Origin of the sequence: Nocardia sp. CY15 (genome assembly GCF_009829295.1) — a bacterium.
GTDB classification, from domain to species: domain Bacteria; phylum Actinomycetota; class Actinomycetes; order Mycobacteriales; family Mycobacteriaceae; genus Nocardia; species Nocardia sputi.
The window spans coordinates 17,611-35,189 of sequence record NZ_VUOT01000049.1 but is presented as its reverse complement, the minus strand read 5'-3'; the positions used below and the strand labels follow the sequence as shown (position 1 = coordinate 35,189).

At 66.5% G+C, this 17,579-nt stretch carries 19 protein-coding genes and 4 pseudogenes; 13 read left to right on the top strand and 10 right to left on the bottom strand.

Going from position 1 to position 17,579, the window contains the following annotated elements:
- Positions 1 to 111: 111 nt before the first annotated feature.
- On the bottom strand, positions 112 to 579 hold the full coding sequence (locus GVY39_RS31505; RefSeq protein ID WP_201295416.1) for an IPT/TIG domain-containing protein: 468 nt from the start codon (positions 577 to 579) through the stop codon (positions 112 to 114).
- Between GVY39_RS31505 and GVY39_RS35455 the strand changes: the two genes are divergently transcribed.
- The 6 genes and pseudogenes from GVY39_RS35455 (at position 578) to GVY39_RS34870 (ending at position 5,146) form a co-directional block, all read left to right on the top strand.
- Positions 578 to 847, top strand: coding sequence for an ABC transporter permease subunit (locus GVY39_RS35455; RefSeq protein WP_369412185.1), 270 nt, complete (start codon positions 578 to 580; stop codon positions 845 to 847). The genes GVY39_RS31505 and GVY39_RS35455 overlap by 2 nt on opposite strands.
- Positions 848 to 886: 39 nt before the next feature.
- The gene (locus tag GVY39_RS31495) at positions 887 to 1,279 is read left to right on the top strand and encodes a hypothetical protein (protein WP_159930572.1); all 393 of its coding nucleotides are present in this window, start codon (positions 887 to 889) and stop codon (positions 1,277 to 1,279) included.
- A gap of 410 nt (positions 1,280 to 1,689) precedes the next feature.
- Positions 1,690 to 2,067 (top strand): annotated as a pseudogene (locus tag GVY39_RS31490) (hypothetical protein); the annotation flags it as partial.
- 260 nt (positions 2,068 to 2,327) lie between these two features.
- Positions 2,328 to 3,257 carry an ABC transporter ATP-binding protein gene (locus GVY39_RS31485; protein WP_159930571.1) on the top strand — a complete coding sequence of 310 codons (930 nt, stop codon included), beginning with the start codon at positions 2,328 to 2,330 and terminating at the stop codon, positions 3,255 to 3,257.
- Positions 3,254 to 4,879: an ABC transporter permease gene (locus GVY39_RS31480; protein WP_159930570.1), complete on the top strand. Its 1,626-nt coding sequence runs from the start codon at positions 3,254 to 3,256 to the stop codon at positions 4,877 to 4,879. Before GVY39_RS31485 ends, GVY39_RS31480 begins: the two co-directional genes overlap by 4 nt.
- 21 nt (positions 4,880 to 4,900) lie before the next feature.
- Positions 4,901 to 5,146 (top strand): hypothetical protein, encoded by a 246-nt coding sequence (locus tag GVY39_RS34870; RefSeq protein ID WP_240679488.1) that lies wholly within the window; start codon positions 4,901 to 4,903, stop codon positions 5,144 to 5,146.
- A 391-nt stretch (positions 5,147 to 5,537) separates the two neighbouring features.
- On the opposite strand, the gene GVY39_RS31475 is transcribed toward GVY39_RS34870, so the two are convergent.
- Positions 5,538 to 6,167 carry a helix-turn-helix domain-containing protein gene (locus GVY39_RS31475; RefSeq protein WP_159930569.1) on the bottom strand — a complete coding sequence of 210 codons (630 nt, stop codon included), beginning with the start codon at positions 6,165 to 6,167 and terminating at the stop codon, positions 5,538 to 5,540.
- Between the two features lie 39 nt (positions 6,168 to 6,206).
- On the opposite strand from GVY39_RS31475, the gene GVY39_RS31470 reads away from it, so the two are divergent.
- A complete protein-coding gene (locus tag GVY39_RS31470) occupies positions 6,207 to 7,169 on the top strand; it encodes an alpha/beta fold hydrolase (protein ID WP_370523852.1) in 963 nt (320 codons plus the stop codon).
- Between the two features lie 329 nt (positions 7,170 to 7,498).
- Here the strand turns inward: GVY39_RS31470 and GVY39_RS31465 are convergent, their stop codons facing one another.
- The 4 genes from GVY39_RS31465 to GVY39_RS31450 form a co-directional block, all read right to left on the bottom strand.
- Positions 7,499 to 8,125: a dihydrofolate reductase family protein gene (locus GVY39_RS31465; protein ID WP_159930568.1), complete on the bottom strand. Its 627-nt coding sequence runs from the start codon at positions 8,123 to 8,125 to the stop codon at positions 7,499 to 7,501.
- Complete coding sequence (locus tag GVY39_RS31460; protein ID WP_159930567.1) at positions 8,122 to 8,598, bottom strand: SRPBCC domain-containing protein; 477 nt, start codon at positions 8,596 to 8,598, stop codon at positions 8,122 to 8,124. The genes GVY39_RS31465 and GVY39_RS31460 overlap by 4 nt, the downstream gene beginning before the upstream one ends.
- The gene (locus tag GVY39_RS31455; protein ID WP_159930566.1) at positions 8,588 to 8,932 is read right to left on the bottom strand and encodes a helix-turn-helix transcriptional regulator; all 345 of its coding nucleotides are present in this window, start codon (positions 8,930 to 8,932) and stop codon (positions 8,588 to 8,590) included. Before GVY39_RS31455 ends, GVY39_RS31460 begins: the two co-directional genes overlap by 11 nt.
- Positions 8,933 to 9,230: 298 nt before the next feature.
- Entirely contained in the window at positions 9,231 to 9,560 is a 330-nt protein-coding gene (locus tag GVY39_RS31450) for a hypothetical protein (protein WP_159930565.1), read from the bottom strand.
- 245 nt (positions 9,561 to 9,805) lie between these two features.
- Here GVY39_RS31450 and GVY39_RS31445 point away from each other — a divergent pair, with 245 nt between their 5' ends.
- Entirely contained in the window at positions 9,806 to 10,702 is an 897-nt protein-coding gene (locus tag GVY39_RS31445; protein ID WP_159930564.1) for a class I SAM-dependent methyltransferase, read from the top strand.
- Positions 10,703 to 11,012: 310 nt separating this feature from the next.
- A pseudogene (locus tag GVY39_RS31440) lies at positions 11,013 to 11,639 on the top strand (DUF4158 domain-containing protein); the annotation flags it as partial.
- A 335-nt stretch (positions 11,640 to 11,974) separates the two neighbouring features.
- On the opposite strand, the gene GVY39_RS31435 reads toward GVY39_RS31440, so the two are convergent.
- The gene (locus tag GVY39_RS31435) at positions 11,975 to 12,271 is read right to left on the bottom strand and encodes a hypothetical protein (protein WP_236565773.1); all 297 of its coding nucleotides are present in this window, start codon (positions 12,269 to 12,271) and stop codon (positions 11,975 to 11,977) included.
- 295 nt (positions 12,272 to 12,566) lie between these two features.
- Here GVY39_RS31435 and GVY39_RS31430 point away from each other — a divergent pair, with 295 nt between their 5' ends.
- Entirely contained in the window at positions 12,567 to 13,508 is a 942-nt protein-coding gene (locus tag GVY39_RS31430) for an alpha/beta hydrolase (protein WP_159930563.1), read from the top strand.
- Between the two features lie 3 nt (positions 13,509 to 13,511).
- Here the strand turns inward: GVY39_RS31430 and GVY39_RS31425 are convergent, their stop codons facing one another.
- Positions 13,512 to 14,108, bottom strand: a complete 597-nt coding sequence (locus tag GVY39_RS31425; protein ID WP_159930562.1) for a TetR/AcrR family transcriptional regulator — start codon at positions 14,106 to 14,108, stop codon at positions 13,512 to 13,514.
- Positions 14,105 to 14,368 carry a helix-turn-helix domain-containing protein gene (locus GVY39_RS31420; RefSeq protein WP_201295415.1) on the bottom strand — a complete coding sequence of 88 codons (264 nt, stop codon included), beginning with the start codon at positions 14,366 to 14,368 and terminating at the stop codon, positions 14,105 to 14,107. Before GVY39_RS31420 ends, GVY39_RS31425 begins: the two co-directional genes overlap by 4 nt.
- 6 nt (positions 14,369 to 14,374) lie before the next feature.
- Here GVY39_RS31420 and GVY39_RS31415 point away from each other — a divergent pair.
- Positions 14,375 to 14,878: pseudogene (locus tag GVY39_RS31415) on the top strand (PTS mannose transporter subunit IIA); the annotation flags it as partial.
- A gap of 140 nt (positions 14,879 to 15,018) precedes the next feature.
- Here GVY39_RS31415 and GVY39_RS31410 read toward each other — a convergent pair.
- A pseudogene (locus GVY39_RS31410) lies at positions 15,019 to 15,963 on the bottom strand (putative PEP-binding protein); the annotation flags it as partial.
- A gap of 269 nt (positions 15,964 to 16,232) precedes the next feature.
- Between GVY39_RS31410 and GVY39_RS31405 the strand changes: the two are divergent.
- Both GVY39_RS31405 and GVY39_RS31400 read left to right on the top strand, forming a co-directional pair.
- Positions 16,233 to 16,682 carry a hypothetical protein gene (locus GVY39_RS31405; RefSeq protein WP_159930560.1) on the top strand — a complete coding sequence of 150 codons (450 nt, stop codon included), beginning with the start codon at positions 16,233 to 16,235 and terminating at the stop codon, positions 16,680 to 16,682.
- Between the two features lie 233 nt (positions 16,683 to 16,915).
- Positions 16,916 to 17,485, top strand: coding sequence for a hypothetical protein (locus GVY39_RS31400; protein WP_159930559.1), 570 nt, complete (start codon positions 16,916 to 16,918; stop codon positions 17,483 to 17,485).
- Positions 17,486 to 17,579: the final 94 nt, after the last annotated feature.

Here is a 17,579-nt window from a genome sequence, read left to right as displayed (position 1 = left end):
ATCAACAGGCAAGGGGCACAACCCCGATCGGTGAACCAGTGGTGGCATGCAGGCGCCGGAGACCCGAATTCTCACCCCGGCCGGCCGTGCCGGGCGAGGGCTTCGAGCCCGTCACCGAGTTTGAATGTTGGTGCCGCCCGCGGTGGTGACACTGACACCCACCGGTCCCGCTGCCGCGCCCGCGGGCACTGTCACCGTCAAGGTGCTGTCGTTGACCACCGTCGGGGTCGCGGCGTTGGCGCCGAAGTTCACCGCGGTCGCGGTGGACAGGCCGGTCCCGGTGATCGTGACGGTATTACCGCCCGCGGTGACACCGGAGACCGCGGACAGGGCGGACTTGAACGGCGCCCCGACATAGAAGAACGACAGCGGGTTGCTGGTCCCTCCTGGAGTGGTCACGGTCACCGGGACCGTGCCCGACCCGGATGGGGAGGTGACGGTGACCGAGGTCGGTGTGTTCGCGGTGATGGTGGCCAGCTTGGTGCCGAAACGCACCGCGGTGGCACCAGCGAGGTTCGTGCCGGTGACGGTGACCGTGGTCCCGCCTCCGGTCGACCCCTGATTGGGAGAAATAGGCATGACGCTGCCTCCTGGTCGATACGGCACCGGGAGTGATCCCCCGGATTCTGTTGCGGGCCCGCACTTTCCATTAACCCCCACAACCGGTAGCCGAGATAGACCCGCACAGGTCCGATTTCGTCCGTTCTCAACAGCCGGGCTGCTGCCGCTGCTGGCGATGTTCTTCGGAGTAACCTTCGGCGCCCGCGCGATCGCCGGTGACGAGGAATCCGGGTACCTGGATCTGCTGCTGGCGTATCCGGTCAGCCGCACCGGGCTGGCCCTGTAACGCTTCGCCGCCCTGGCCACCGGTGCCGTGGCGATCGGAGTGACGGTCTTGCTCGGAATGATGGCGATTCGCTCGTCAGCCGATCTCGATTCGATCAGCATCGGCGAGTTCGCCGCCCAAAGCCTCAACCTGATACTGCTGGCAATCGTTCTCGGCGCCTTGGCGATCGGGGTCGGCGCCGCGACCGGAAGGCGCGGCCCGGTCCTCGCTGGAACCGCGGGCGTCGGAGTGCTCGCCTACGCCGCCAACAGCCTCGCCAGTGTCATCAATGCCGACTGGCTGAAGTATCTCTCGCCGTTCCACTACTACATCGGCGGAGAACCGCTGCGCAACGGAATCCAATGGACCGACGCCGCCGTCCTGGATGTGATCTCGGTGGTCCTGGTCGGGGCCGGCCTCCTTCGTTTCAACCAGCGCGACCTGGCCAACTGACCACGCGCGAGGGCGTCGTCACACTGCGGCGCCCTCGCCGCCTGCAAATGGCGACGCGACTGCGAGAAGGAAGGCGTGCAGCTTCAGGCATCCTCGACGTTCCAGAGTGGATAGCCAGCCACGGTGAAGACGGCGATCGAATGACGGCTGGGAACTCGCGTGATCGCCGACCTCGCCGGCGACTGCTCGGAAACTCAGCGCCGAGCTGGGCACTGCGGCCTGGGCGAGTGTCCGCCGCTGCCGCTTGTCGGGCTTATCAAGCGGTCCATCCAGCGCTCTACGCGCATACCTGCGCAGGCATGCTCCTCCGCGCGCACCGGAGGCTGTGGATCTCGGCTGCGGTGGTCGTGCGTATCGCGGCGGGCAAGGGGTAGGCGGTACATGCACCTACTTCGACGAATGGAGGCGTCATGAGGGACGTCGACGACAATGTTTCTGCAGGAGGCGGCCGTAGGCTTCGGATTCCACGTAGCCGTGGAGCCCTCGGCGGGCTCGCGGTGCTACTCCTGGGGATTTGGGGTGCGCTGATCCCGTTCATCGGGCCGTCTTTCGATTTCGCATTCACTCCGGACGAGCCATGGGTGTGGACGGCGGCGCGCGGGTGGCTCCAGGTATTGCCCGGCGTCACCGCGGCCATCGGTGGATTGCTCATGTTGGTGAGCCGTAATCGACTTGTGGCGAGTTTCGGCGGGTGGCTGGCAGTGGCGGCGGGCGTGTGGTTCGTGATCGGGCCGCAACTGGCGGGGCCGCTGGGAATCGGGGATGTCGGTGACCCCGTCGCCACCTCCGGATACGACAACTGAAGCAGAACATCTGCGCAATGTATCGAACGTAGGCCACGTGCGGCATGTGGTCGGTTCCCGGTCCCGTCCACGTTGCTTCGACAGGGCTGAACCGGTTGGCATCCCCCAACGCGGGATCGCTCGCGGCCACGACCGGACCCTCTGTCGAAAGGCCGCGGCGACGGCCACGGTGGCGTATCTTTCTTCTCAGGAGCGCCGGGAAGTCTGGTCGGCATGTCATATCCGCCGACCTTGGAAGGGCTTCCATGTCTACTGCTGCAGCGGCGCTGTCTGCGCGCGCCACCGATACCCGCGCAGCCGTTTCGATCGAGCATCTGTCCAAACGCTTCGGCCGCACCGTCGCGGTCGAGGACCTCACCTTGGACGTCGCTCCCGGCGAGGTGTTCGGGTTCCTCGGGCCCAACGGGGCGGGGAAGTCGACCACCATCCGGCTGCTTCTCGGCCTGATCCGACCCACCGCCGGCACGGTGCGGGTGTTCGGCGCCGACGCCGCCGATGTGCGACGTGCCCACCACCACCTCGCATACGTGCCCGCCGACGTCGCCTTGTGGCCGTCGTTGACCGGCGCCGAGACCCTCGAGCTGCTCGCCCGGGTAGGGCCGGGCACCGACGTGGCGTATCGCGACGAGCTGATCGACCGCTTCGCCCTCGACGTGGACAAACCCGCCAAGACCTACTCAACCGGCAACAGGCAGAAAGTCGCTTTGATCGCGGCGTTCGCTTCCCGGGCGCCGCTGCTGGTCCTCGACGAGCCGACCAGCGGGCTGGACCCCTTCATGGAACGCGAGTTCCGGCACTGCGTCGCCGAAGCCCGCGATCGCGGGCAGACAGTGTTTCTCAGTTCGCACATGCTCGGCGAGGTCGAGGCGTTGTGCGATCGGGTCGCGATCCTGCGCTCCGGCCGGCTCGTGGAGATCGCGACCCTGGCCGAGCTGCGCCGGCTGCGCCGCACCATCGTGGAAATCACCTACCAGGGCCAGGCGCCGACGTTGAGCGACGTGGACGGTGTCGAGGCCGTCGAAGCACTCGACGAAGGACGAATGCGGTTCACGCTGTCCGGGCCCGCGGCACCGGCGCTGCGCGCCCTCGCCGCGGCACAAGTGACGGCACTGTCCTCACGCGAACCCACCCTCGAGGAGATCTTCCTCGACTACTACGGGCAGGCACGGCAATGACCGCCACCACGGCCGGCTCGCAACCGGTGAACGTCCCTGCGCCGGGGCGGGCAGCGGCCCGGCTCACCCGACGCCAGGCGCGGCGCGGGGCAGCGATCGTCGCGCTCACCGCCACCGGCCTGTCGGCTCTCGTCGCGGCCCAGTACCGCACCACCTTCGCCGACACCATGGATTCCGATGCCCTGCACGCATTGGCCGAGAACCCCGCCGTGCGCGTCCTGTTCGGCGCTCCGCTCGCCCTCGACGATCCGGGCGGGTTCACCGTCTGGCGCACCGGCACCCCCGTCATGGTGCTGTGCGGCGTATGGGCGCTGTTGACCGCCACCCGGCTCACCCGTGGCGAGGAAGAGGCCGGGCATTGGGAGCTGTTGCTCGGCGGCAGGCTCCGCGGGGTGGACCTGCTCGCGCGCTGCGCCGGCACACTGTGGCTGGCCGCCACCGTGATCGCACTCGGGGTCGGGGCCGGGCTGGTCGTGACCGGCACCGACCCCGCCGGAGCGGTCCTGCACGCGGCATCGGTGTTCGCCACCACCGCGATCTTCGCGGGCGTGGGACTGCTCGCCGCGCAACTGTTGCCGTCGCGGGCAGCGGCCACCGGGCTGGCCTCGGCCGTGCTCGGGGTGTGCCTGCTGCTGCGCATGCTCTCCGACGGTGTCGCCGCGCTCGCCTGGACTGCGTGGCTGACCCCGTTCGGCCTCGCCGCCCGCAGCGCACCGTACGCGGACAACCGGGTCGCACCGTTGCTCGTCCTGCTCGGGTTTGCGATCGTGCCGGCCGCGTGCGCTCTCGTCACCGCGGCAGGACGTGACCTCGGCGGCGCCGTGATCGACCTGTCCGACACCCGGGCAGCCCGGACCCGTCTGCTCGGATCGGTGGCCGGTTTCGCTGTACGGCGTACTGTTGCGCCCACCACCGGGTGGGCGGTCGGGATCGCCGCCTACTTCCTGCTGATCGGGGCGCTGATTTCCTCGATCCTCCAATTCTTCGACAAAAACCCCCGTTTCGCCGAACTCGCGGCGACAGCCGGTTTCGGTGGCCTCGCATCGGCTTCCGGGTTCGCCGCGACGATGTTCGCGCTGCTCGCCATCCCGTCCGGGCTCTACGCCGCCATCCGGATCGCAGCCATGGCCGCCGATGAGAAGGCCCGCCGCTGGACCGCCCTGCACGCTCTGCCGCTGTCACGGTACCGCTCGACCGGAACAGAAATCGCCGTCACCGCCACCGGGCTCGCAGTCCTGCTGTTCACCGCCGCGGTCGCGATGTGGGCTGGTGCGGTGCTCACCGGTGCGCCGCTCGGCCTCGGTGAGGCCCTCGCCGGTGCCGCCAACGTCGCCCCGGTGGCCCTGCTCGCGCTCGGCGCCGCGGTCCTGGCACTGGGCTGGTACCCCGACGCCGTCGGTGCGATCGGCGCGGTGCCCGTCGTCGGAGGATTCCTGCTCGACGTCCTAGCTCACAGCATCGGCGCACCTGCCTGGGTCCGCGAAATCTCACCGTTCACCCACCTCGCCGCCGTACCCGCCACCGCACCCGACTGGGCCGCAAGCACCGCGCTCACCACCATCGCCGCCGCCATGGCAGCGATCGGACTCTACGGCTACACCCGCCGCGACCTGAGAGGCTGACCGCTGCAACAAGCTCTTACCGTGGTCCCGCAGGTGCGTCACCGGGCGGTGTCGTCACCCGACGTGCCAGCCAGCCGCGCCTCTCTCGCGGTCGTCGGTTCGACGGCAGGGACACGCGCGGCGCGTTCGCGGCCCACGCCCTATTTCGGGGCGGTGGTTTCGATCGGATCGCTTTACCGTGATTGGCTCGAGGAGCCGTACGTATTCCACATCCCCCAACAGATCGCAACAGTTGTCCACGAGATTGGTTCTATCGGCGATCTGTGACGTCACCGATCGGTGGACCCTGACGTCACTCTCGATCTGAAGATGTTCGTGTTGGCGAATTTTGACGTCGTGATCTTGGTTGCGGTGCAAGGATGCGTGTGCTTCGCCCCATACACATGCGTTGGAGGGAGTCGCCGTGGCCTCGTCAGACGAAGGTCGAGCTCTACGCCGCTATCCGACGTGACGCGCGAGTGGGGATGTCGGGTCGGGCGTTGCAGACGAAGTACGGGGTCGGTTGGCGCACAGTCTAAGCCGCGACGACCGCCGCTTGGCCGAACGAGCGTAAGAAGTATCCAACGCGAGGTTCCAAGCTCGATCCGCCAGAGCCGCTGCCGCCGGGTGACGTCGAGATTGACCGATAATTCCCAGGTCGGCTGGCGGAACGACCCTGTCAGGCGGCGAAGACGGTGCGGACGACGGACTCGTCGCCGTCGACCTCGACCAGCCCGAGAGAGCGGGCATCGATGAGGGAGAAGGCGCCGGCGGCGAGGCCAAGGACATAGGCAGGATCGGCGCGGACGGTGGCATCGAGATGGCGACCGTCTTGCGGGCCGACCTCGAAGCCCGAGCTCGTCGCGCGGAGTTGTAAAGGCGCGTCACCGATCTCGAGACCGACCGTCGCCGAGGGACGAACCTCGACCCGGGTGTCGAGCAAGGCCGGGAGTGCGAGAGCGAGCCACTCAGGGCGAAAGGAATCACCGTCGGCGGGCCCACTGGCCATCAACGGAGTGGACCAGCGAATCAAGCTCTCGATCGGCTGGCGTAACTGGGCACCCCACGGCGTCAGGGCGTACTCGACCACGCTGCCCTCGCCCGTCAGTCGCCGCTCGACCACGCCCGAGGCTTCGAGGTCACGCAACCGGTCGGCGAGCAGGTTGGTCGCGATGCCGGGCAGGCCCTCGATCAGGTCACGGTAGCGGGCGGGCGCTACGAGGAGCTGGCGGACGATGAGCAGGTTCCACCGGTCACCGACGACTTCGAGAGAACGGGCAAGCCCGCAGTACTGGCCATAGCTACGCATCATTTCTACTATCGCTTGATGTTCTAAAGTGTGCGTGAGATGCTCAAGCATACCTTGATGCCGAGCCCTGAGGGGGCCACCATGGCCGATACCACCAAGAGCGTGCGGCCCGGTTGGGTCGATGACGAACTGTTCCCGTTCGAGAGTCGATTCGTCGACATCGGCGGGCATACCGTCCACTATGTCGATGAGGGGTCGGGTCCCACACTGCTGTTCCTACATGGCAACCCGACCTGGTCGTTCCTGTGGCGCGACGTGATCCGCGCACTGCGCGACGATTTCCGGTGCATCGCCCTCGACTACCCGGGCTTCGGTCTGTCGACGGCAAAGCCCGGCTACCGCTACCTGCCAGAGCAGCACGCGGACGTAGTCACCGAGGTCGTCGACGCGCTCAGCCTCGATGGCGTCACGCTGGTCGGGCAAGACTGGGGCGGCATGATCGGCCTGGCGGTCGTGCAGCGACGGCCCGACGTCTTCGATCGGTTGGTGCTAGCCAACACCTGGGCCTGGCCGGTCAACGGCATTCTCCACTTCGAGGCCTTCGGTCGCATCATCGGCGGACTCCCCGTCCGCTTCTTGGTCCGGCGGCTCAACCTCCTCGTCAATGCCTTCATCCCCACAGGCCACCGAAGGCGCAAGCCCACCGCGGCCGAAATGACCCACTACAGCCAGGCGTTGGACACTCCGGAGCGGCGCCAGGCCTCCGCCGTGCTTCCCGGGCGGGTCCTCGCCAGCCGGGACTTCTTCGCCGAGGTCGAGGCCGGGCTGACCAACCTCGCCCACATGCCGACACTGATCGTGTGGGGTGACGCCGACATCGCCTTCCGTTCCCAGGAGCGTGAGCGCCTGGAAGCGACGTTCACCGACCACAGGACCGTGATCGTCGAGGGCGCGGGCACCTACGTGGAGTCCGATGCGCCCGAGGAATTCGTCTCTGCGATTCGAGACTGGGCAGCCAGGCAGCGTGGAGACGCGAGTCGAGCGGGTGAGACAGGCCTATAGGCCTCTCGCCCGCTCGGTCGCGACGGCAGTGCCCGGAAGGGCGCGCCCGATGACGGAACCGCTGCGGCGCATTCCTCTGCGGGACTGAGTGACAAAGCCATCGCGGGCGCGCTCGACCGGCTGATCGAGATCCGCACGCACGGCGCCATCACCGGAAGCGCCTGGCAACCGCGTACTGATTCTGCCCGGAACAGCGGACCTGCCGGCAGGATGGCGCGAAACATGAGCGCGTACTGCCGGACGACCAGACCAGGCGCAAACTGCTGCGCGTGCGCGCGCAGCAGTTTGCGCCACGATCCCTCGACCACATCGCAGTGCCGCGGAAGGGCTCAGACGAACTGGGCGACGCCGTCGAATTCCGCAATTGGTGCGGGTCCACCGACTTCGTATTCGAGCAGGAGCAGGCCGCGACTGGTGGCCTCGTGGCGGGTGAGTCGAAAGCCGGTGGTCGGGCCGGCGCCGCTGAGTAGTCGTCTTCCTGTTCGCAGCACGGTGGGGGCGACAGCGAGTCGGACGATGTCGACCAGGCCGGCGGCGAGCAGGCAATCGCCGAGGTGTGAGCTGCCGTGGATCTGCAATTCGCGGCCCGGTCGACGTTTCAGGTCGACGACGGTGGCGACCGGGTCGCCGGGTAGCAGTGTTGTCGGTTTCCAGCTACCCGCTGTCAGGGTGTTGGAGACCACGTACTTCGGCAGTGCGTTCATTCGCTCGGTGAAGGGATCACGGGGATCGGTGACAGCCGGCCAGTCCCGCGCGAACGCCTCGTAGGTGCGGCGCCCGAGCAGCAGTCCGTCGGCGGCATCGAGCCATTCGGAGGTGCGCTGAATGAACATCTCGTCCAGATAGGGCACCAGCCAGCCACCGCGATCGAAGTCGTCGCTGGTGTCCTCGGCCGGTGAACCGGGTCCCTGGCTGACTCCGTCGAGGGTGACGAACTGGATGAGCGCGAGCTTCATGCCCTGACCTCGCTCTCGACGAGCGCGGTGAGTTGCTCGGTGACCGTCCCCCACCCGTGCGCGAATCCCAGTTCTTCGTGACGAGCCCGCGCGGCCGGATCCCCGTGCCGGACGAGTACCCGGTAGTCGGTGCCGTCCGGGTGATCGCGCAAGGTGATCTCGGCTGTCATCGGCACCGGAGCCCCCGTGGCCGGACGCCAGCTGCTGTCGAGCGCGTTGGTGAACACGAGGCGTTCGCGCTGCTCGACCACCAGGAAACAGGCGTCCAGGTGTGGGACGAATTCCGTACCGTCGTCACTCATCGTGGTTACGAAAGCACCCGCGGGCCTGATCTCGAGTCTTTCGACGCGACACAGGGTCGGCGCGGGAACCCACCACCGCGCAAGGCTGCTCGCATCAGTCCAAGCGTTCCATACGCTCGCACGCGGCGCACGGATGACGCGGTGGACGGTGAGGTCGAGATCAGGATTCATCGGTGGACTCCTTGGTTTCGGTGAGGAATTGCTCTAGCCGGTCGGTGCGGCCTTCCCAGACGCGGCGCTGTTCGGCCAGCCAGTCCTCGACCAGCCGGAACCGTTCGCGGTCCAGTTCGCATCGGCGCACCCGACCGGTTTTGACCGTCCGGATCAGCCCGCTGGACTCGAGGACGCGAATGTGTTTCAAGAACGACGGCAACGTGATCGGCGCGGACTCGGCCAACTCCCCGACGCTGGCAGGACCGGACCCGAGGCGCTGGACCACTGCGCGGCGAGACGGATCCGCCAGCGCGGCGAATACGTCGTCCAGCACCACAGAATACTTAGCCATGAGGCTAAGTATTAGCCCAGCTTGCTCCACAGCGCAAGTCGCGGACCCGTAGAACAAGGCCGCAGCACGGGAGCGGCCGAGTGCGTGGTCTCTAAGCTCGTTCTCGCCGGGTCCGCCAGGTGGCTCGGTCTGAGCGTCGCTGTCACGGCGGGCTCCGGCCGCGTGTTGATGGGCACGCATGATCCCGGAGTCGATGCTGATCTGCCACCCGATCCTGCCAAGCTTTTGACACACGCTCCATCGAGCGTGCGGAAAACTCCTGGTGGACCCAGGCGGTTGCACGTGCCGATCGCGGCCCTTATCCGGCTGCTGACGGTGGTCGTCCTTCCAGGCGCAGGAATCCGGGACGGTTGGCAGCGATTTCCAGCCAGCCGGCGGGGTCGGCGATCAGAGCGTTGCCTTCGCCGTCCCACCACAGGACCCGATACAGCTGGTCGCGCTCACCTTCTCGGACGACAGCATGGACATTGCCGATCGCCGGATACGGTGACCGCTCGTGAGCAGGGTTGGTGTGGAGGACGGCAGGGTTCGTCGACGACTCACCGCGGCCGTGACGAGCAACTGCATGCGCAGACAGCCCCCCAGGAACGAAAGGGGCTTGTTCTGAGCAATTTTCGATCGTGGTCATGTGATCAGGGGTAACCCGACAGCCCCGAAGACAACTCCTCGACCCGCCTCCCGAGAGCAAAGTGATACACGAGTGGGGGTGCCGCGTGCAGCGGGTTGCCATCTTTCGCTTAGGTAGCACCACCGAGGTACTGATGCGGCGGCGTTACTGAGAAGGCAGGGTCGAACCAATCGACCCAGTGAAGCGCGTTCGCGTCGTCTTCGAGACAGGGTCGAGAAGTATCGGCTGAGAGAATTGGAGAACCCATGCGTACCGAGGGAGACTCTTGGGATATCGTGAGCAGTGTCGGCGTCACTGCCCTGGGTGTTGCTGCTGCGCGGGCACTGGAGTCCGGGCAGCCCGACCCACTGGTCCGGGATGATTTCGCTGCAATGTTCGTGTCCGCCTCCGGCCATGAAGGGTTGCAGCATCTGCTCGACAATCCAGCCGCGGCGGCGAAGTCACCTTTGATGCTCGGAGCCATCGGACTTCGTACCAAATTCTTCGACAATTTCTGCGTGTCCGCCACAGTTGCCGGTGTGCGGCAGGCAGTAATCCTGGCTGCTGGCTTGGATGCCCGTTCCTTTCGGTTGCCATGGCCGCCCGACACAGTCGTCTTCGAAGTCGATCAGCCCAAGGTGCTGGACTTCAAGCGGCAGGTGCTGACCGACAACGACGCGGTCGCTGGGGTAGATCGCCGCGAAATCCCGACGGATCTGCGTGACGATTGGCCAGCAGCCCTGCTGGCGGGCGGGTTCGACCCTGCAGCTCCCACGGCATGGATCGCGGAAGGCCTATTGCCCTATCTGCCGGGCACTGCTCAAGATCTGCTGTTCGAACGCATCCATCGACTCTCGGCGCCGGGTAGCCGGGCGGCGTGCGACATGATTACCGATTTCGATCCCCTCGACCGTTTTGCCGACAGTCGTGGCGACGACCTGAAAGACACGCTGTTCCGAGACAACGATCCCATGAACTTGATCTACACCGACGACCGCACGAACCCCGATGTCTGGTTCGCTGCACACGAATGGTCTACGGATTCCGCCAGTTCGCAGGAGCTGGCGGCCCGATTCGGTCGGCCGATCGCCGAGCTGCCTGAAGCGTTGGCGCTGATAATGAGCATCACCCGCTACGTCACTGCCTCGTGGCCACCCGCATGAGCCCAGTTCGGCGCCGAAGCGGCGGTATTCGTCGAGCCGCTGGCGTAGGCCGCGTCTGCCGGTGGCGCCGGGCTCGGCTTTGCCGATGTAGAGCACCGGTTCGCCGGGTACCCATGCGGCTTGCAGTTCGGTGACGGGCAGGGTCGGGTCCCGGTCCTTCCAGGGGTCCCGGTAGAACTCGCGCGAAAAACAACGACAATGGCTGGACCAGCACCGATGTCGTGTTGTCTTGTTTGGGCTGCGGGTGTGCTGGGGTGGTGGTTGGCTTGGCTGCCGTTGAGGTTGGTTGGTGTGCTGGAGGTCGGGTTTCGTGGCGACGCGGGTGTTCGCGGACGAGGAATTGGCGCGTCTGCGGGAGTTTCCGGAGATCAGCCGGGAGGAGTTGTTCCGGTTCTTCACGCTCACTCCGTCTGATGTCGCGTTTTTGACGCCGGGGCGGGGGCGTGGCCCGGAAGAAAGGTTGGGTTTGGCGGTGGCGTTGTGCACGCTGCCGTGGTTGGGGTTCGTGCCGGACAGGGTGGCTGATGCGCCGCCGGTGGCGGTGGCTCGGTTGGCCGAGCAGCTGCAAGTTGATGCTTCGCTGATCCGTTCCTACGGCAAGCGGGCACAAACCCGCACTGAGCACCTGCGGCTGGTTGCGCAGTTCCTGGGGTGGCGGCCGCCGGGGTCGATGGAGCTGAAGGAACTGGATGAGTTCCTGCTGGCGCGGTCGATGGAGCATGATTCCCCGACGTTGTTGTTCCAGCTCGCGTGCGAGTATCTGGTGTCGGCGCGGGTGATCCGGCCAGGCCCGGACACGCTGGTTCGCCGTGTCGCGCATGCACGCGAGCAGGCTCAGTCCGAGACCTATGATCGGCTGGCGCACGAGTTCACCCTCGAGCGGTGCGCGGGGTTGGATGCGCTGCTGGACATCGATCTCTCGCTGGGAACCTCACAATTCGGGTCATGTGAGATGAAAACTTGCCGGGTAGGTTCGGCCATCTACCCGACGCACGAGGAGTTCGAAATGCTCGCAGTACGTGGATTGGCCGTCGCCGCCCTGATCAGTGCCGCAACCGTGGCCGGCGTCGGAGCGGCAGGCGCGGCGCCGTTGCCGCTCGAACCGCAGACGATCGCACCGGCCGAGTCGGTCGCGGGGAGCTGTGGCGGCGTCACCGAACCGTTCGCGGCGCTGGTGTGCGCCCTCAGCAGCCTGTCCGGCGGCCGGGGCCCTGGCTTCCCGTGATCTGACAGCTCCTGCGGCCGCTCGATGAGCGGCCGCAGGCAGCAGGCTCAGCCGAACAGGCCGCGCACGAACGGCACCGAGTCGGGCAGTGACGCGTTGACCGTTCCGCTGTGGTCGTCGTTGTAGGTGTGCAGCGGCACCGGTTGACCGTTTGCCCGCAGCACCGCGGCGAAGCGGAGCGTCTCCGGCGTGATCACGTCGGTGCCGCGCAGGCCCTGGCCGAGGAACAGCGGCTTGTCGTAACCGGATTCGGGCAGGCCGAGGTAGCGGCTGAGCAGGCCGTGCAGGTCGGGGATCTGCGCAAGCGGCTTGCTGAACAGATTGCCGACGACCACGCATTCCACGACCTGATCGGTGACAACGAACGCCGCGCGTTGAGCCCGCTGTTCTGGTCCAATATCAACCCCTACGGCCGATTCCGACTCGACATGAACACCCGCCTGGACCTCACCCGGGAACACGTCCCGGGCTGAGGCCGTATCCGACGCGGTATCGAGTGCGGTGATGTCAAAAGCGAGTAGACAGCACCACAGCGCGCAGCATCGACCAATCGCCGCAGGTAGAAAGGTGATTCCCGAGACTCGAGCGCCCTGGCGGACGCGAGTTGTGTCCGCCGAGTTCCGCGTCGATGCTCGGAGTGTGGACTACATCGGATACGCGGGGTTCCTCCCCGACCAGTACCGTCAGGAATCGCTGATCCATCCGACTCCGACGTGGTGGTCGTGGCGCGGCAAACGCGTCCACGTCGCCCGCGCCGCCAACCGTGACGCGGGGGTGCGGGCACTGGCCATTCACGGGGCGGGCGGCTACTCGGGTCTGCTGTGGCCCCTCGCCGCACTCGCCGCACGGGAGGACGTGGACGTGATGGCCGTGGATCTCCCGCTGTACGGAGATACCGTCGAACCGGATCCGGGTTCGGTGCGCTACGAGGATTGGATCGATCTGCTCTGCGAATTCGTGCGTGCCGAAACGAAATCCGATGACCGGCCACTGGTTCTGTTCGATGCCAGCATGGGCGGAATGCTGGCCTACGAGGTCGCCGCGCGCACCGGTGCCGTCGCCCACGTGGTCGCGACCTGCCTACTCGATCCCGGCGATCCCGCTGCCTGCCGCGCGGCCACCCGCTGGTCGTTCACCGGCACAGCCGCGCCCGTTCTGCTGCGCGCGATGGACCCGTTGCTCGGTCGCGTCCAAGTACCGATCCGCTGGGTAGTCGACATGAACAACTGGGTAGTCGACATGAACAACATGAGTCTCGACTCGGCCCTGTCCCGGGCATGCGCGGCCGATCCCCGAGGCGGCGGCGTGAAGGTCCCACTCGGCTTCCTCACCAGCTTTCTCGGCTTCCGGCACACACCGCCTGAAACCTTCCACGCCGCACCGCTCACGCTGGTCCATCCCGCTGCAGACCGCTGGACACCAGCGGAGCTGAGCATCCGGTTCCTCGAACGGATACCGAACGGGACCGACCTGGTATTACTTGAGAACTGCGGACACTTCCCGATCGAGGAACCTGGCGTGACTCAGCTCGCCACGACCTTGCGGTCGGTACTGGCACGAGTCAGGGACTTGAGGGCGTGAGGGTCATTCCCCGATTCCGGGAGTGAGCCTGTGCACGAGGACCATCACCTCATCGGTTGTGAGTTCGTGCCGAGTGAGAACCCGATGCACCTGCGCATCGACGGCATGGACCAGCGTCCGTGCCGTCAGCGCCGCATCGTCGCCACCACGGCCGCAACGCTCGAGGTGATAGCCGATCTCATCAACGAGATAGTCCTCGAATGCGAGCAAGGCCGCTAGCTCCCCAGGCAGCCGTGCGGCGACCCGATGCAGGAGGGCGTGCAGAGCGGGCCGGTCGCGATGCAGGTCGACAACGACATCGACGATCGCGCGCATGGTCTCCTCGAACGGCGGCTCGGTCGTCCGGAGGCTGATGGACACCTGACCGAGTCGCTCACCTCCCTGGAAAAGATGCCGCATGGCCAGCGTGTGAAGCATCGCGTGCTTGTCCGGGAAGTACTGATATAGCGTTCCGATCGAGACGCCGGCGCGTTCGGCGATCCGGTTGGTCGTCGCGGTCAACCCCTCGCGGGTGAACATCTGGGCCGCGGCCTCCAGCAGCACGTCCACGGTGTCCTTGGACCGTCGCTGCCTCGGGTGCTTGCGTACGACGTGGCTCATCGTTCGCTTGTCGTGGCAGTGAGGTATCGATGCAGGGAGGTTTTCGGTATCCCGGTCTTGGTTGCGATTTCGCCGAGGCTGCGTCCTTGTTCGCGCAGGAGGCGGGCGTAGTCGATTCTGTCGTCGGGATGGGCGGCGGGCCGTCCGATGCGGCGGCCTTTGGCTTCGGCGACGGCACGGGCGTGGGCGGCGCGTTCGGCGGTGAAGGTGCGTTCCATCTTCGCGAACAATGCTAGTAGCAGGAACGCGATGCGCCCCATGCCCGCTCCGGTTTGCGCGCGCCCGCCGCGCCCGGATCGATCATTGCGGTGTATGCGCAGACTGCCAGCGGCAGCTTTCTCGGAGTCACGCTGTCCGTCGTCGGCGCGGCGACCGTGACGTTTCTGGTCGCTGTTCTCCTGCTGAAAACAGACCGCGTCACCGACGAGCCCGACCTGGCCGAAGCCACCGCAGCCATGGAGGCGATGAAAGGCAAGCGTTCCATTGCCTCCGCCGCGCTCTCGTCGAACGACACGGTCGCCATATCAACTATTTCCAGCATTGTTTTCGCTTGTGATGCCGGCATGGGCTCCTCCGCCATGGGTGCCTCCGTACTGCGAAGGAAGATCCAGAGCGCAGGATTCGCTGAGGTCAGCGTCGTCAACCAGGCGATCTCGAACCTTACCGACAGCTATGACCTGGTTGTCACCCACACGGACCTGGCCGACCGGGCACGGGAGCGGACGCCCTCGGCCATTCACGTCACTATCGATGACTTCATGAACAAGCCGGTCCAGAAAGACCCGACCGCAGGCACCGACGTGCTCGGCACGGTGCGGGGCGACAGGGGTTGACCGTCGGATTGCTGTGCCGCTGATGTGAACCTGTTCACAAACATCGTTGATGGCCTTACCAGGATATATCCCCCCGCGAGCACAGATCTGGCCGCGGCGCGGGCGGCTTGCGGATCGGTCGTCGACAGGACCGCTGTGGCGGCGCGGTTACAGTCGTCGATCGTGCCGGTGGCCAGTTCGGCCCCGACGGCGGCGATCGCGGTGGCGGCCGCGGACAGGGAGGTGATGCCGAAACCAGCGAGCACGCAGGCCATATCCGGTCGGCGGCCATCGCGTACTGGGCGAGGTCGTTGGTGCCGATCGACGCGAAGTCGACGTGCTCGAGGATGGCTTCGGTCATGATCGCGGCCGCGGGCACCTCGATCATGACGCCGGGCACCAGCCCGCGGGCACGGACCTGGTCGGCGAACGCCTTCGCTTCTGCCGCAGTGGAAATCATCGCGGCCATCACCCACGGGGCGTGTCTGCTGTCGGCTGCTGCGGCGATGGCGTCGAGCTGGCGGTCGAGCAGTCCGCTGTCGCGCGGCGATCCGGAATCCACGCACACCCAGCGCGGGGTTGGCCTCGTCGACATGGCCGGCGAAGCGCAGCGGCTTGTCGGATCCGGCATCGAGCGTGCGGATGACCACCTTCGCCTCGGGGTAGGCGTCGAGCACTTCACGATAGCGGGCCATCTGCTCCTCGGCAGTCGGCTCGGATTCGCGGTCGAGGAAGCACAATTCGGTCCGAAACAGTCCGACACCCTCGGCCGGGCCGCGGCGTGCCGCCCATGCCCCGGTGCCGTCCTGCACGTTCGCCAGAACCTCGACTCGATGTCCGTCGGCAGTGGCGCCGAGTCCGGTCCACCGCGCTGCCCGGTCCGCCGAGGCACGGTAGGCCGTGACGGCCGACGCCGCGGTCTCAGGATCCGGGCGCACGAATACGCGCCCGGCTGATCCGTCCAGCAGGATGTCCCTCCCGGCGGCGACGTCGTCGAGCCCGTCGACAGCGACCACACATGGGAGGCCGAGCTGGCGCGCGACAGCTTTCCTGGTCGGCATGGCATGAGCCGACCAGGGACAGGCGTCGGGCACGGACTGGCTCGTCACCCTCCGCAGGTCGGCGAGATCACCGACCATGAACGCGGGTGTCCTGTGCCAGTGAAAGTAAGCTACTGAGCTGGCCGCTGCTCGGCGGCCGAAACTGCCGCTGGCCGACTACTGAACCCGGGCCCTCACCAGCGCACGGAAGAACGATGCGACGCCGGCCGGGATCAAGAGTGGTTGTCAGTGGTGGGTGCCAAGATCACCGCATGGGAGTTATCTATGGCTACTTCGCTGCTGCAGACGATGACGACGCGATCCGGGCCGTGGTGCGCGAGGACGACGAACCGGCCGCGACGGGCTATGACGGGTTCGATGTCAACGGCGTAGACCCGACTATCGACCTGCTGCCGGCAGAAGTGATCCTTACAGGCCGGCCGGACGAGGCTGTCCGGGCCGACCCGCGGCATGGCCACCTGCTCGCGACCGTCGACGAGGGAGAGCTGGTGTGTCTGTCGCTGACGGATTCCCTGCGTGATGCGCTCGCCGCCGCTGATCACGCTTCGCTGCATGGCGTTGCCCGGGAATGGGCCGCCTCGGACGTGTTCCCCACACCGCCGGATCCGGACGGCCTCGCGTGGTTCCTCGGCCAGGCCGCTGGCCTGGCCAGCCGGGCGGTTGTGCGAGGACAACGCCTCTACTGCTGGATCTGTATCTGACGAGCTTCGTGAGTGCCGTGGCCGTAAGGGTACGGCGTCCCCGACGAACCCGCGCCAGCGATCCGGCCGCATCACCGACAAACTGAGTCGTTCTAATCGTGGCCGACTGGGCTGTCGTGGATGGATCAGCGACGATTCGCGATGAACGCAGCACCACATCCACTGATTCGAAATGTTGGGAAGGGAGCTTGATCGTCCGAAATGAAAAGTCGTCCGAAATGAGGAAGCTGGGGGTGACCCTGCCGCGACTTGCTGTCTTGCGCACGCTCACCCGGACCGCGCGGCCTGCGGGCGAGTTGGCTACTGCATGCGGTCAACAGCACGGGCACGTCCTGCGGATTGTCGACTGGCTGACCGGCCACGGTTTCGCCGAGGAAGGGGTCGGGTGGGCGCTGACCGCTATCGGCCGAGCTGGGATCGAGACCGGTGTGCGTGAGCGGCTGACCCGATCGCAGCGCTCGGTGCTGGAGGATCTCGGTCGCGTCGAGGACGCGCGGGCATTGACCGACCTTGCCCCGGCCGCACCAACACCGCAGGGTCTTCCAGCCCTCCCACTCACACCACCGGGCATGCGGACCGTCTCTCCGACCACCTTGTTCGAGCAGGTATTTCGGGGAGCTCAATGCCCCAGTGAGCAGGCTCACTGGGGCATTGAGCTCCGAACTCTCGTCTACCTAGGACCGCCCGACGAGATTCTCTCCGACGTCGAGTCGGGTTCGCCTGTCGGGCCCGCTTCGGTACGAGCGCAGCATCTACTGGCCCAGGCCAGGCATGGTGCGCCCACATTCGCAGAGACCCGCTGAACCTTGTGTGATCGTCATAGGGCAACCTCCAATGTGGTGAACGTGTGTTCGATTGTGACATGTGGGGCCCGCGGTTCGGTGGCAGGCTCGCACC

What these genes read in the sequence shown, in the direction of transcription:
- GVY39_RS35455 (WP_369412185.1), top strand. Translation starts at nt 578, where the DNA reads ATGACGCTGCCTCCTGGTCGATACGGCACCGGGAGTGATCCCCCGGAT.
- GVY39_RS31505 (WP_201295416.1), bottom strand. Translation starts at nt 579, where the DNA reads ATGCCTATTTCTCCCAATCAGGGGTCGACCGGAGGCGGGACCACGGTC.
- GVY39_RS31485 (WP_159930571.1), top strand. Translation starts at nt 2,328, where the DNA reads ATGTCTACTGCTGCAGCGGCGCTGTCTGCGCGCGCCACCGATACCCGC.
- GVY39_RS31480 (WP_159930570.1), top strand. Translation starts at nt 3,254, where the DNA reads ATGACCGCCACCACGGCCGGCTCGCAACCGGTGAACGTCCCTGCGCCG.
- GVY39_RS31475 (WP_159930569.1), bottom strand. Translation starts at nt 6,167, where the DNA reads ATGCGTAGCTATGGCCAGTACTGCGGGCTTGCCCGTTCTCTCGAAGTC.
- GVY39_RS31470 (WP_370523852.1), top strand. Translation starts at nt 6,207, where the DNA reads ATGCTCAAGCATACCTTGATGCCGAGCCCTGAGGGGGCCACCATGGCC.
- GVY39_RS31465 (WP_159930568.1), bottom strand. Translation starts at nt 8,125, where the DNA reads ATGAAGCTCGCGCTCATCCAGTTCGTCACCCTCGACGGAGTCAGCCAG.
- GVY39_RS31460 (WP_159930567.1), bottom strand. Translation starts at nt 8,598, where the DNA reads ATGAATCCTGATCTCGACCTCACCGTCCACCGCGTCATCCGTGCGCCG.
- GVY39_RS31455 (WP_159930566.1), bottom strand. Translation starts at nt 8,932, where the DNA reads ATGGCTAAGTATTCTGTGGTGCTGGACGACGTATTCGCCGCGCTGGCG.
- GVY39_RS31450 (WP_159930565.1), bottom strand. Translation starts at nt 9,560, where the DNA reads ATGACCACGATCGAAAATTGCTCAGAACAAGCCCCTTTCGTTCCTGGG.
- GVY39_RS31445 (WP_159930564.1), top strand. Translation starts at nt 9,806, where the DNA reads ATGCGTACCGAGGGAGACTCTTGGGATATCGTGAGCAGTGTCGGCGTC.
- GVY39_RS31425 (WP_159930562.1), bottom strand. Translation starts at nt 14,108, where the DNA reads ATGAGCCACGTCGTACGCAAGCACCCGAGGCAGCGACGGTCCAAGGAC.
- GVY39_RS31420 (WP_201295415.1), bottom strand. Translation starts at nt 14,368, where the DNA reads ATGGGGCGCATCGCGTTCCTGCTACTAGCATTGTTCGCGAAGATGGAA.
- GVY39_RS31405 (WP_159930560.1), top strand. Translation starts at nt 16,233, where the DNA reads ATGGGAGTTATCTATGGCTACTTCGCTGCTGCAGACGATGACGACGCG.